Genomic DNA, 13,066 nt, shown 5'->3' with positions numbered 1-13,066 from the left:
CCCGCGACCGTTGCTGTCGCGGGCCTTTTCCCCGCCCCAATGCCCCGCTGTGTTACACTGCCTGCCTGTTTTTTGTCAGGTAGATGCCATGAAACGAGAACTTGCCATTGAATTTTCCCGCGTAACCGAAGCTGCCGCCCTGGCAGGCTATCACTGGTTAGGACGCGGCGACAAAAATGCGGCTGACGGTGCGGCTGTCCATGCCATGCGTCATGTCCTGAACTCCATTGAAATCGACGGTCAGATTGTGATCGGTGAAGGCGAAATCGACGAAGCTCCGATGCTCTATATCGGTGAAAAAGTCGGTACCGGCCGCGGCGATGCGGTCGACATTGCGGTCGATCCGATTGAAGGCACCCGCATGACGGCGCTTGGCCAGGCTAATGCGCTGGCGGTGATGGCCGTAGGCGATAAGGGCAGCTTTCTGCACGCACCCGACATGTACATGGAAAAACTGATTGTTGGCCCCGCTGCGCGTGGAGAGATCGATCTCGACCTGCCGCTGGAGACCAACCTGCGTAATATCGCCATCGCGATGAATAAGCCGCTATCACAGCTAACCGTATCGATTCTGGCAAAGCCACGTCATGACGCAGTGATCAGTCAGTTGCAGCAACTGGGCGTGCGGGTGTTTACCTTCCCGGATGGCGATGTCGCCGCCTCCATTCTGACCTGCATGCCGGACAGCGAAGTGGATGTGATGTATGGCATCGGCGGCGCACCGGAAGGCGTGGTCTCTGCGGCGGTGATCCGCGCGCTGGATGGGGATATGCAGGGCCGGTTACTGGCGCGTCACCACGTGAAAGGCGACAGCGCTGAAAACCGTCTGCTGGGTGAGCAGGAGCTGCAGCGCTGCGCAGAGATGGGGATTGAAGCGGGCAAAAAGCTGACGCTGAATGAGATGGCACGCAATGACAACGTGGTGTTTGCCGCCACCGGCATTACCAGTGGCGAACTACTGAAAGGCATTACGCGTCAGGGCAATATCGCCACCAGCGAGACCCTGCTGATTCGCGGTAAATCACGCACCATCCGCCGTATTCAGTCGATTCACTATCTCGACCGTAAAGATCCGGCGCTCCATCCCTTTATCCTGTAACCGGCTGGTTGCCGCGCTCCGGCTGACGTGAGAGCGGCAACCAGCAGAGCAGCATCACCAGCGCAGTGAAGAACATCAGCATGCCAAGGCTGAACTGATCGCGCTGCGGCATCATGGCTGACAGCCACGCCACCAGGCCCGATCCCAGGTTCTGCATCCCGCCAATCAGCGCGCCCGCGCTACCCGCCAGCCAGGCATAAGGCTCCATCGCGCCTGAAGTCGCCAGCGGGAACAGCATGCCAGCCCCAAAGAAGAACAGCGCAGCCGGAACCAGCAGCGTCCAGATATTCATCACGCCGAACCACGCCGGGATCCACATCAGGATGCCCGCCAGCAGGCAGCTATTTACGCCCCACCACATCAGACTGTGCCATGAACCCTGCTCGCGACCTGCAAACCAGGCACCAAAAAACGCTGCCGGAATCGGCAGGATGAACAGGATGCTGACGGTCAGGCTGTGCAGGCCGAGCACGCCGCCCAGCAGAACGCCACAGCTCGACTCAAATACCGCAATCCCGGCCAGCGCGCCAATCAGCAGCACAATGTAGCGAACGAAATTCGCGTCGCTGAGCAGGCGGGCGTAGCGTTTAAAGAAAGGTGTCACTTCCGCGCTCTGCGGTCGGGTCTCCGGTAGCCAGCGTGCCATTGAGACGGTTACCGCCAGACAGAGCAGCAGCAGAAAGGCAAAGCAGGCGTGCCAGCCAAAGAGCTGAGTCAGCAGTGCACCAATTACTGGCGCCAGCAGCGGGCTGACCAGAATGCCCATATTAAGCAGGCTGTTAGCGCGCCGCAGTGCGTGCCCCTCGTAGAGATCGCGCGGCATGGTGCGGGCCATCACGCCAGCTACGCCGGTGCCCAGTCCCTGAACAGCGCTGCCGAACACCAGCATATCGAGCGACGTCGCCATCAGTGCCGTAATTGCGCCGATCATAAAGATCATCATGCCCGCCAGGATCACCGGACGACGACCGATGCTGTCTGACAGCGGGCCATAGATCAGCTGGGATCCGCCATAGGTCATCAGATAGGCCGCCATCACACGCTGCAGCGCGCCATCCCGCACATTCAGAGCATCCGCCATCACCGACATCGCCGGGACGTAGATAGTCTGTGCCATCTGCCCTACTGCCACCAGCACAATGAGCATCACCAGCAGCGGGCGATTTTCGAGTTTAGTCATCATGATTATGCAAAATTTCTTTCTGTGAAAGGAGGTTAAAACAGCGGTTCACCCGCCAGTCATCTTGTTATGGCGGGCAAAATATCAGGATTAGATGACAAAGCGAGAGGTAAGCGAAAAGGTCCCGGCTTGCGCCTGTCAAGTTTATGGGCCAGCCTGTAAAGACAAAGTAACAGTTTGTCGATTAGAGCCTTTGCCCCGGCGCAGGCTGGCAATCTCACCGGGCAGCCGCGAAAATAGTGACCTGCCTGAATAATCAACAACCAGGGAGTGATTATGGCTGAGTGGGTCAATGCTGAAGTAAAGGAAGTGAAAAACTGGACGGATGCGCTGTTCAGTCTCCGGGTAAAAGCGCCCATCGATCCCTTTATCGCCGGGCAATTTGCCAAGCTGGCACTGGAAATCGACGGTGAGCGGGTACAGCGCGCTTACTCTTACGTCAATGCGCCGAAAGATGATCTGCTGGAGTTCTACCTGGTCACCGTGCCAGAGGGCAAACTGAGTCCGCATCTGCAGGCACTTCGGCCTGGCGATCAGGTGATGGTCACCAAAGAAGCGGCAGGATTCTTTGTGCTGGATGAGGTCCCTGAATGCAAAACCTTATGGATGCTGGCAACCGGCACCGCTATTGGCCCCTACCTGTCGATGCTACAGCAGGGCGAAGGGCTGGATCGCTTTGAAAACATCGTGCTGGTCCATGCTGCACGCTATGCGGCCGATCTGAGCTTTTTGCCGCTGATGCAGCAACTGCAACAACATTATCAAGGCAAGCTGCACATCCAGACGGTGGTGAGTCGCGAAGAGATCGCCGGTTCGCTGACTGGCCGGGTCCCGGCGTTGATCGAAAATGGTGAGCTGGAGCGCGCCACCGGGTTAAGCCTGGATGCCGACAGCAGCCATGTGATGCTGTGCGGCAACCCGCAGATGGTGCGTGACACCCAGCAATTACTGAAAGAGACGCGCGAGATGCGCAAGCACCTGAAGCGTAAGCCGGGCCATATCACCAGCGAACATTACTGGTGAGCCGTTTGCCGGTATCTCACCGGCTGAGTCGCGGTACCAAACCGGTTAGCGCCGGGGGTACCGCGAAAGAGACCGAGATCGAGCAGCAGGCCAGCCAGTAACACAAACGGAATGGCGCGACCCAACAGCCAGGGCAGTATGCCGTCCAGCATGCTCCAGTTCCCTGCCACCAGCAGCCAGGCAACAATCACCAGAAATCCCCAGTAGCCGCGGCGATTACGATCGTGCAACCGTTTAACGATAACCGCGCTGGCGGGCCACAGCAGGCAGACCACGCCAAAGGCCGCCATCTGAGTATCAAGCCAGTCGTTAGCCGCTAACGCGAATAACAGGGTTGTTGTCAGCAACCAGACCGCCTGCCAGATCCAGAAATCACGTCGTCCCAGCCGGCCGCGCCAGGAAAAACACCATTGTTGTAACGTCATGCATTATCATCCAGAGAGAAGAGAACCGCTGCGGTTTTGACCTCGCGGATAAAAACCGTTTTAATTTGCGCCTGAGTTTACGGGTTAGGATCGACAAAATGAAGAATTTGCCTGGCGCACTGCTGTTATCGTTTGCGCTGACGGTTCCGGTCTTTGCCGCCGATCCGCCACCGCAGGATCGGGCCGATGCGTTGCCCACCGCCCCCTATCTGCTGGCGGGCGCTCCCACCTTTGATATGACTATCGGCCAGTTCCGCGAAAAGTATAATCAGGCCAACGGGGCGCTGATGCTGCCGGAATATCGCGCCATTGATAATCGGGGTGACAAAAGCACCCTGACGCGCGCCGCCAGCAAAATCAATGAAACTCTCTATGCGTCTACCGCGCTGGAGCCCGGTACCGGCAAAATTAAGACGCTGCAGATTACCTGGCTACCGTTGCCAGGTCCGGATCAGAACGCCTCACAGCAAAAAGCGCTGGCCTACATGACCGCCATGTTGCGCTTCTTTGTACCGGGACTGAGCGCCGATGAGGGACGTAAAAAGCTGGAGGGTTTGCTGAAGCAAGGTAAGGATTTACCCTACTTTGCGCAGGTCGAGGGCGCGTTGCGTTTTGTGGTGGCTGACAACGGCGACAAGGGGCTGACCTTCGCCATTGAGCCGGTCAAACTGGCGCTCGCCAGCCCCTGATGATGAGGCCGAAAATGACGAAAAGCAAAGCCATCGCTACATTTGATCTCTATACTGTCTGGCAGACAACGCTGCCAGCTGGCAGCGATTTTTCATGTATCGCTTTATGCGGAGGATAGAATGCGACATCCACTGGTTATGGGTAACTGGAAGTTGAATGGCAGCAAGCAGATCACAGCTGAACTGATCGCCGGTCTGCGCAAGGAACTGTCTGGCGTTGAGGGTTGTGGCGTCGCCATTGCACCGCCAGCTCTCTATCTCGAGCAGGCAAAACACGCCATCTCCGGTAGCCACATCGCACTGGGTGCGCAGAACGTAGACGTTAACCTGTCTGGTGCGTTTACCGGTGAAGTTTCCGCAGAGATGCTGAAAGATATCGGCGCGAAATATATCATTATCGGTCACTCAGAGCGCCGCACTTACCACAAAGAGAGCGACGAATTCATCGCGAAGAAATACGCGGTGCTGAAGTCAGTGGGCCTGGTACCGGTGCTGTGCATTGGTGAAACCGAAGCGGAAAACGAAGCGGGTAAAACCGAAGAAGTCTGCGCTCGTCAGCTGGATGCCGTTCTGGAAACTCAGGGCGCCGAAGCGTTTAAAGATGCGGTCATCGCTTATGAGCCAGTCTGGGCCATCGGTACCGGCAAATCTGCCACCCCTGCTCAGGCTCAGGCCGTTCACAAATTCATTCGTGACCATATCGCGAAGAAAGATGCGGCTATCGCAGAACAGGTCATCATTCAGTACGGCGGCTCAGTTAACGATAAAAATGCGGCTGAGCTCTTCACCCAGCCCGACATCGATGGCGCGCTGGTTGGCGGTGCCTCACTGAAAGCGGACGCTTTCGCTGTGATCGTTAAAGCTGCAGCGGCTGCAAAAAGCGCCTAAGCAGTAAACGTACCGATTAAAGGCGGCTTAAGCCGCCTTTTTTATGGGCGCTATCAGCTGACAGGCGTGATCCTGTACCTCCTCCGCCGAACCGCTGTTCAGCAGCAGCCAGTTTCGCTCTATCGCCATCAGCACCAGTCGTCCATCACTTAATTCAGCCAGTGCCAGCCCATATTTCCCCATCTCGCCGCGTGCCTCTGGCCGCTCATTGGCCAGTCGGATAAACGCACTCTGCCGGGTCAGCTCGTCCGGGGTCAATGCACGCAGCCAGTAGCGGTGCTTACGCAGCGTGATGCTCTGCCACCGCCCGCTAAGCTGCGGCGTCAGCTGATCAAGCTGCTGACGCACATCGGGTCGCAGGCAGGAGATATGAATATGGAGCTGATTCTGCGTGCGGCCATACTGTGAATTGATAGCCAGTGACAGGACCCGATCGTCAATAGGTGAGCCGCGTCGCTGCGCAAGCAGAGTCCGCTCATTCCATGCAAGGGCAAAGTAGTTGGGCGTAGCGGATTGCAGTAACCGCGGGCTTTCGATGCCGGTGATCCTGTCGAGCGGGATCAGCAGATACTGCAACGGCCCGTGCATATCTTTCAGCATGGCATAGCGATGCCGCTGATCGACGCGCTGACAGGGCGCAGGTTCTCCACCACTCTGCTGGTGAGGCAGACATTTCTCGCTGACGATCTGCCACAACGCATCACTGTTCTTTTTGAAATGCAGTGCGGCAGCCAGCATCCCCGAAATGACCAGTACCAGCAGAACCGCAACCAGGCGGGTTGCACGACGATGTGTCGGCATAACAACGCTTCCTGAATGGCTTAGCAGCCTGCATCCTCGCCTGGCGAGAAAAAAATGTCACGGGGAATTCTGGCAGATAACCCAGCGGCTGGGCGGAGAAGGAGAAAAGGCGTGGTTGTGGGAGATAAGCGGTCAGCGCAGGGATGCGCTGACCGCAGCGCATTACGGTTTCATGACCTGGTCATAGCTGCCGCCATCGGCGAAGTGGGCTTTCTGAGCCTGTGTCCAGCCACCAAACTTGTCCTGAATGGTAAACAGCTTCACTGGCGCAAAGGTGCTGGCGAATTTCTTCGCGACTTCAGCATCACGCGGACGGTAGTAGTTCTGTGCAGCGATAGTCTGGCCTTCTGGCGAGTAGAGGTATTTCAGATAAGCGTCGGCGACTTTACGCGTCCCCTTTTCATCTACCACTTTATCGACCACCGACACGGTCGGTTCCGCCAGAATCGATTCGCTCGGAGTGACAATCTCGAACTTGTCTTTGCCCAGCTTGTTAACCGCCAGATAGGCTTCATTTTCCCAGGCGATCAGCACATCACCAATCCCGCGCTCAACGAAGGTGTTGGTTGCGCCGCGTGCGCCGGAATCCTGCACTTCAACGTTTTTAAACAGCGCTCTGACGTAAGCCAGCGCTTTAGCCTGATCGCCGTTGTTATGATCCAGCGCCCAGCCCCAGGCCGCCAGATAGTTCCAGCGTGCGCCGCCGGACGTTTTCGGGTTAGGGGTAATAACAGATACGCCTGGCTTCGTCAGGTCGCTCCAGTCATGGATGCCTTTAGGATTATCTTTACGAACCAGGAAGACAATGGTCGAGGTGTAGGGCGCAGAGTTGTCCGGCAGACGCTGAATCCAGTTTTTATCAATACGACCGCGTTCTGCAATGGCATCAACATCCGATTGCAACGCCAGTGTGACCACATCCGCCCGAATGCCGTTAATCACGGAGGTCGCCTGCTTACCGGAACCGCCATGCGACTGACGGACCACGACATTATCGCCGGTTTCCTGTTTGTAGTGCGCACTGAACGCTTTATTGTACTGTTCGTACAGCTCTCGCGTTGGATCGTAGGAAACGTTTAACAGCTGAATGTCTTTCGCCAGAACGCTGGTTGAGGCCAGCAACAGGGTAACGCCGATACTCCACTTGTTCATTACGCACTCTCCCAATGTCGTTATGAGCTAAGCGTGACATAAACCAATACAGAGCTAAAAGAATTAAAAATAAGCTGTTATAACCATGGGGAATATAGAGGCGGGATGCCGGGGCGCACCAGGTCGCACACCCCGCAGAGGAATTAATAGAGTTTTTTCGCGGTGTCGAGCCAGTCGCGTTTGAACGGACGCTTCATATTTTCAATGGCGTCGACGATGTCGTGATGCACCATCTTCTCGTTCTGAATACCGACGCAACGGCCGCCGTAACCCTGCATCAGCAGTTCAATGGAGTAGGCCCCCATGCGTGAGGCCAGAATACGGTCATACGCACAAGGTGCACCGCCACGCTGAATGTGGCCCAGAACGGTAGAACGGGTTTCACGCTTGGTTTCTGTTTCGATGAAACGCGCCAGATCGTCGATATCGCAGATGTGCTCGGTAATCGCCACGATAGCGTGCTTTTTACCTTTGGCGATGCCCGCTTTGATTTCCGCTACCAGCTCTTCACGGGTATACGGGAACTCCGGCAGTACGATGAACTCACAGCCACCCGCAATGGCGGCCGCCAGTGTCAGATCGCCACAGTAGCGACCCATCACTTCCACAATCGAAATACGCTGATGCGATGAAGAGGTATCACGCAGGCGGTCAATCGCTTCAACCACGGTTTCCAGCGCAGTGAAATAACCGATAGTGTAATCCGTTCCGGCAACGTCGTTATCGATGGTGCCTGGCAGACCAATGCACGGGAAGCCCATTTCAGTCAGGCGCTTAGCCCCCATGTAGGAACCGTCACCACCAATAACAACCAGCGCATCAATGCCGCGCTTTTTCATGTTCTCAATGGCAACCTGACGCACATCTTCATTACGGAATTCAGGGAAGCGTGCTGAGCCCAGGAAAGTGCCGCCGCGGTTAATCATGTCGGAAACGCTGTAGCGATCAAGATTGATCATGCGATCTTCGTACAATCCCAGGTAACCGTCATAGATCCCAAAAACTTCCAGTCCTTCACTCAGCGCGGAACGCACCACGCCACGAATAGCTGCGTTCATGCCTGGGGCGTCACCGCCGCTGGTTAATACACCAATTTTTTTGATCATGACAACCTCTGGATTGTTCAAAACTAAGGGTTAATCCTGCCTGTCGATCGCTGCTGAAGCTCATTTTACGACTCGCGCGACACGTGATGGCAGATAGTATATCAAAGGCTTGCTGCTGAATTGATTCAGGTCAGACAACTTTTCACTATTTTTTGCAGCAATGTTAGCGTTACGTCATCCCTGCCGTATCGATTTGATTCATTTAAGTTAAAAACCTAAAGAATCCTCTCTCTCGAACGGTACCACAGAACAGGGATCCTGATGGATAATTACGTCTGACCCGGGAAATTCTTTGCGTAACGCCTTCTCAACCTGATCGGCTACCCGATGCGCCTGCACCAGTGGCAGCTGATCTTCCAGTTCCAGATGCAGCTGAATAAATTTGGTCGGCCCGGACTGACGGGTTCGCAGATCGTGAACGCCCTGCACCTGCGGCCAGTTTGTCGCAAGCGTCAGGATTTGCTGCCGTTCCTCTTCCGGTAACGCGCGATCCAGCAATGACTGAACCGCCTCGTAGCCCATACGCAGTGCGCTGTAGAGAATAAAAATACCAATGCCTAGCGCAAACAGGGCATCCGCCCGGGTAAAGCCATAGCTGCTCAGCACCAGCGCAACCAAAATAGCGCCATTCATGATGACGTCGGACTGATAGTGCAGCATGTCAGCCCGGATCGCCTGGCTGCGGGTTTTACGAACCACCCAGCGCTGAAAGGCCACCAGCACCAGCGTTGAGCTCAGCGCCACCACGGTCACTACAATACCGACGCCGGGCGCCCGCAACTCATTGGGCGTCGCCAGATGCTGCAGGCCGGTCAGAAACAGAAACAGCGCCGACCCGGAAATAAACATACTTTGCGCCAGCGCTGCCAGCGACTCCGCTTTGCCGTGCCCGAAAGTATGATCTTCGTCAGCAGGCTGCAGTGCATAACGCACCACCAGCAGATTGGTCAGCGAGGCGGCGATATCCACCAGTGAATCCACCAGAGAAGCCAGTAAACTCACCGAACCGGTGTACCACCAGGCAAAAATTTTCACGAGCAACAGCACAGACGCAAGAATGGTCGCGCCGAGCGCAGCACGCTTTACCAGTCGGCCATAAGAGGGTTGCATGCCAGGTTCCCTGTGCGGCATCAGTGATGATGCGCACCAAAATGAATGAATGGCTCAAGTTTAACATCGTGAGACGGGCACTGCTTAGCGGGTCGATCAACGGATCAGGCTTTTTTGGGAAGGCGCGACAGGTACAAAAAAACAAGCCCCGGCCTCTGTGGGAGGACGGGGCAAAGTGTCATACACATCAGTACCAGCCACATTCAGGCCCAGGTCTGGGCTGAGAAAGAGGCGGCGACTACTTTTTGCCGCCTTTTTTCCCGGCTTCTGATGCTTTTTCACGATCGTTTTTGAAATTTCCGCCGCCGCTACTCTGGCCGCCTTTCTTACCGGCTTCAGACGCTTTTTGCGGATTATCTGCGAAATTACCTGAACCACCACGATGCTCTGCCATAACTTACTCCGTTAATAGATTCATTCAGGACTACATAATGTGGTTGCTGCTCCCTGAGACTTCGCAAAGACACTTAGCTTCCCTGCAGTGACAGGATTAAGTGTAGAGGGTGCGCCTGAACCGGCAAGCGTAACGCGGGGGATTTATCTCATTGAAAAACATAATTAAAGTTTTCTATGCCTGCCTGTAATTCATTCACTTTCAGTGAGTTATAATATTTAACAGGCGGTAAAACCCTTACCGGTACGCTTAAATTTAAGTCATGACCTGAATAGTAAGGAATCGGTGAGACTTACCCATAAAAGCTCAACAAGCGCTAATCAAACAAGGGTTTTATTGCGGGGTGATGATTCCAGTCAAAATAAAAAAAGTGAAAAAAAGATAAAAAAAACCCCCACCATCATGGCGGGGGAAGACAGGGATGTGTCTATGGCAAGGAAAACAGGGATACTATGTTACTGGTTACTGCTGGTACTACTCACTGCCTGCAGCGATGACGCTGACTGCAAATTCGAAAACTGTCGCAGCTCATTAAGTCGCCGCTGGTAATTCTGCTGTAACGCCGACTGCTGGGCTGGCGTTAGCAGCTGGAACATTTGATTCTGTACGCGCGCCATCTCGACCTGCTGTTCAACCTGAACTCTGGCGATCACTTCCGCCTTCTCGCGGATGGCCGCTTCGTTAAACTGGTCTGCAGTCACTAACTCATGTAGTGCTGCGATATCGTCAATATGGACGACCGGGCGCTCATGTCGGGCCTGTTGCATCAGGTCACGCATCTGCTGACGTTGCTCTTCAGTCAGCTCGATGCCATCGAACATGTGGCTTTGCGGATTTTGCGTCATACTGCCTGTCGGCAATCCGCCATGATGCATCTCGTCAATCGTCGTCGCATCTTTAGCACCTGCGCTGGCGACACTCAGAGCCATCGCTGAGGCAAGGACGACGGCGGTTAATTTGCGCATCGTGTACTCCAGTTCGTTCCGTTTTGCGATTCAACGAGAGCCAGTGTACGGCGACAGCTGCAAACATCCGTCAGGGGGTGTAAAACTACGTAAAGCGATGGATAGGTGCGCCAGGAACACGGTATTTTGCCTGCGGAGGGCTACAAAAATGAATAAAATCCTGTTGGTAGATGACGATCGCGAATTAACTTCGCTTTTAAAAGAACTGTTAGAAATGGAAGGGTTTGAAGTGGTGGTAGCCAGCGATGGTGAACAAGCGCTGAACCTGCTCGATAACTCAATTGATCTGCTTTTACTGGATGTCATGATGCCGAAGAAAAACGGTATCGACACCCTGAAAGAACTGCGTCAGCAACATCAAACCCCCGTCATCATGCTAACGGCGCGCGGCAGCGAGCTGGATCGCGTACTGGGCCTCGAACTGGGCGCAGATGACTATCTGCCTAAGCCGTTTAACGATCGTGAACTGGTGGCGCGTATCCGCGCTATTCTGCGGCGCTCAAACTGGAGTGAACAGCAGCAGCAACACGATAATAGCTCGCCCACGCTGGAAGTGGACTGCCTGCGTCTCAATCCCGGCCGTCAGGAGGCCAGTTTTGATGATGTGACGCTGGATTTGACCGGCACGGAGTTCACCCTGCTCTATCTGCTGGCGCAGCATCTGGGCCAGGTGGTGTCGCGTGAGCACCTGAGTCAGGAAGTGCTGGGCAAACGCCTGACGCCTTTTGACCGCGCTATTGATATGCATATCTCCAATCTGCGTCGCAAGCTGCCTGAACGCCGTGACGGTCATCCCTGGTTCAAAACTTTACGTGGCCGCGGCTATCTGATGGTTTCGGCATCATGATTGGAAGTCTGACCACCCGTATCTTCGCCATCTTCTGGTTGACGCTGGCGCTGGTGTTGATGCTGGTGCTAATGGTGCCCAAGCTCGATTCACGACAGATGACCTCGCTGCTGGAAAGTGAACAGCGGCAGGGCATCATGATTGAGCAACACGTCGAAGCAGAGCTGTCACAGGATCCCCCTAACGATCTGATGTGGTGGCGTCGTCTGTTTCGGGCAGTGGAAAAGTGGGCACCGCCGGGTCAGCGGCTGCTGTTAGTCACCAGTGAAGGTCGGGTGATCGGCGCGCAACATAACGAAATGCAGGTTATCCGCAATTTTATCGGCCAGTCAGACAATGCCGATCATCCGCAGAAGAAGAAATATGGTCGTGTTGAGCTGGTTGGGCCTTTCGCCGTTCGGGATGGCGAAGATAACTACCAGCTTTACATGATTCGTCCCGCCAACAGTTCCCAGCTCGATTTCGTGAATCTGCTGTTTGACCGTCCCCTGTTACTGCTTATCGTCACCATGCTCATCAGCTCCCCGCTGCTGCTCTGGCTGGCCTGGAGCCTGGCACGTCCGGCACGTAAGCTGAAATATGCTGCCGACGAAGTCGCAAGCGGAAACCTGCGTCAGCATCCGGAACTGGAATCGGGCCCACAGGAGTTTCTGGCGGCGGGTTCCAGCTTTAACCAGATGGTCAGTGCGCTGGAGCGGATGATGACCGGTCAGCAACGTCTGTTATCAGATATCAGCCATGAGCTTCGTACCCCGCTCACCCGTCTGCAACTGGCTACCGCGCTGCTGCGTCGGCGCCAGGGTGAAGGCAAAGAGCTGGGCCGCATTGAAATGGAAGCACAGCGTCTTGATGGCATGATTAACGATCTGCTGGTGCTGTCGCGCACCCAGCATAAAAATGCGCTGGTCAGCGAAGCGATGAAGGCGAATCAGTTGTGGAATGGGGTGCTGGAAGATGCCCGTTTCGAAGCGGAGCAGATGGGCAAGAAGATGGATATCCCCTATCCGCCTGGCCCGTGGCCGCTTTATGGTAACCCCCATGCGCTGGAGAGTGCGCTGGAAAATATCGTACGCAATGCGCTGCGCTATTCCCACACCCATATCAGCGTCAGCTTCTCCGTCGATATTTCCGGCATCACGGTACACGTTGATGACGATGGTCCTGGCGTGAGTCCGGAAGATCGTGAACAGATTTTCCGGCCGTTCTACCGTACCGATGAAGCACGCGATCGCGAATCAGGCGGCACCGGTCTTGGCCTGGCGATTGTTGAAACGGCAGTGCAGCAACACCGCGGCTGGGTTAAAGCGGATGACAGCCCATTGGGCGGCCTGCGTCTGACCCTCTGGTTGCCGCTCTACTCCTCCGCTCGCCAATAATTTGCTATGCT

The 13,066-nt window shown here is 55.3% G+C and carries 14 protein-coding genes; 6 read left to right on the top strand and 8 right to left on the bottom strand.

The genetic code is table 11. From position 1 onward, the window contains the following. Positions 1–88 precede the first annotated feature (88 nt). The gene (gene glpX / locus ACX8ZY_RS00780) at positions 89–1,099 is read left to right on the top strand and encodes a class II fructose-bisphosphatase (RefSeq protein WP_022624919.1); all 1,011 of its coding nucleotides are present in this window, start codon (positions 89–91) and stop codon (positions 1,097–1,099) included. Here the strand turns inward: glpX and emrD are convergent. After that, positions 1,089–2,282: a multidrug efflux MFS transporter EmrD gene (gene emrD, locus ACX8ZY_RS00775; protein ID WP_022624918.1), complete on the bottom strand. Its 1,194-nt coding sequence runs from the start codon at positions 2,280–2,282 to the stop codon at positions 1,089–1,091. The genes glpX and emrD overlap by 11 nt on opposite strands. Positions 2,283–2,555: 273 nt before the next feature. Here emrD and fpr point away from each other — a divergent pair, with 273 nt between their 5' ends. After that, positions 2,556–3,302, top strand: a complete 747-nt coding sequence (fpr, locus tag ACX8ZY_RS00770; protein ID WP_010258190.1) for a ferredoxin--NADP(+) reductase — start codon at positions 2,556–2,558, stop codon at positions 3,300–3,302. On the opposite strand, the gene ACX8ZY_RS00765 is transcribed toward fpr, so the two are convergent. After that, positions 3,293–3,727, bottom strand: a complete 435-nt coding sequence (locus ACX8ZY_RS00765) for a DUF805 domain-containing protein (RefSeq protein WP_010258192.1) — start codon at positions 3,725–3,727, stop codon at positions 3,293–3,295. The genes fpr and ACX8ZY_RS00765 overlap by 10 nt on opposite strands. Before the next feature lie 98 nt (positions 3,728–3,825). On the opposite strand from ACX8ZY_RS00765, the gene ACX8ZY_RS00760 reads away from it, so the two are divergent. Further along, on the top strand, positions 3,826–4,416 hold the full coding sequence (locus ACX8ZY_RS00760) for a DUF1454 family protein (RefSeq protein WP_033773144.1): 591 nt from the start codon (positions 3,826–3,828) through the stop codon (positions 4,414–4,416). A 120-nt stretch (positions 4,417–4,536) separates the two neighbouring features. Next, positions 4,537–5,304 carry a triose-phosphate isomerase gene (gene tpiA / locus ACX8ZY_RS00755; protein ID WP_010258199.1) on the top strand — a complete coding sequence of 256 codons (768 nt, stop codon included), beginning with the start codon at positions 4,537–4,539 and terminating at the stop codon, positions 5,302–5,304. A gap of 27 nt (positions 5,305–5,331) precedes the next feature. Here the strand turns inward: tpiA and ACX8ZY_RS00750 are convergent, their stop codons facing one another. The 6 genes from ACX8ZY_RS00750 to cpxP all read right to left on the bottom strand — a co-directional run bounded on the left by ACX8ZY_RS00750 (position 5,332) and on the right by cpxP (position 10,832). After that, entirely contained in the window at positions 5,332–6,105 is a 774-nt protein-coding gene (locus ACX8ZY_RS00750; protein ID WP_425021214.1) for a CDP-diacylglycerol diphosphatase, read from the bottom strand. A 162-nt stretch (positions 6,106–6,267) separates the two neighbouring features. Beyond that, complete coding sequence (locus ACX8ZY_RS00745) at positions 6,268–7,257, bottom strand: sulfate ABC transporter substrate-binding protein (RefSeq protein ID WP_010258203.1); 990 nt, start codon at positions 7,255–7,257, stop codon at positions 6,268–6,270. A gap of 143 nt (positions 7,258–7,400) precedes the next feature. Further along, complete coding sequence (gene pfkA, locus ACX8ZY_RS00740) at positions 7,401–8,363, bottom strand: 6-phosphofructokinase (RefSeq protein ID WP_003851263.1); 963 nt, start codon at positions 8,361–8,363, stop codon at positions 7,401–7,403. 207 nt (positions 8,364–8,570) lie between these two features. Next, positions 8,571–9,473: a CDF family cation-efflux transporter FieF gene (gene fieF, locus ACX8ZY_RS00735; RefSeq protein ID WP_033786471.1), complete on the bottom strand. Its 903-nt coding sequence runs from the start codon at positions 9,471–9,473 to the stop codon at positions 8,571–8,573. A 238-nt stretch (positions 9,474–9,711) separates the two neighbouring features. Continuing rightward, complete coding sequence (locus tag ACX8ZY_RS00730; protein ID WP_010258211.1) at positions 9,712–9,867, bottom strand: con-10 family general stress protein; 156 nt, start codon at positions 9,865–9,867, stop codon at positions 9,712–9,714. A 455-nt stretch (positions 9,868–10,322) separates the two neighbouring features. Further along, the gene (gene cpxP, locus ACX8ZY_RS00725; protein ID WP_010258214.1) at positions 10,323–10,832 is read right to left on the bottom strand and encodes a cell-envelope stress modulator CpxP; all 510 of its coding nucleotides are present in this window, start codon (positions 10,830–10,832) and stop codon (positions 10,323–10,325) included. Positions 10,833–10,980: 148 nt separating this feature from the next. Between cpxP and cpxR the strand changes: the two genes are divergently transcribed. Continuing rightward, positions 10,981–11,679 (top strand): envelope stress response regulator transcription factor CpxR, encoded by a 699-nt coding sequence (cpxR, locus tag ACX8ZY_RS00720; protein ID WP_009088062.1) that lies wholly within the window; start codon positions 10,981–10,983, stop codon positions 11,677–11,679. Continuing rightward, entirely contained in the window at positions 11,676–13,055 is a 1,380-nt protein-coding gene (gene cpxA, locus ACX8ZY_RS00715; RefSeq protein ID WP_010258221.1) for an envelope stress sensor histidine kinase CpxA, read from the top strand. The genes cpxR and cpxA overlap by 4 nt, the downstream gene beginning before the upstream one ends. Positions 13,056–13,066 lie beyond the last annotated feature (11 nt).

The sequence above is a fragment of the Pantoea sp. XAF26B01_ASV70 genome, assembly GCF_054512635.1.
The sequence above is the reverse complement of the archived record's forward strand: the minus strand, read 5'-3'. Positions and strand labels throughout refer to the sequence as shown.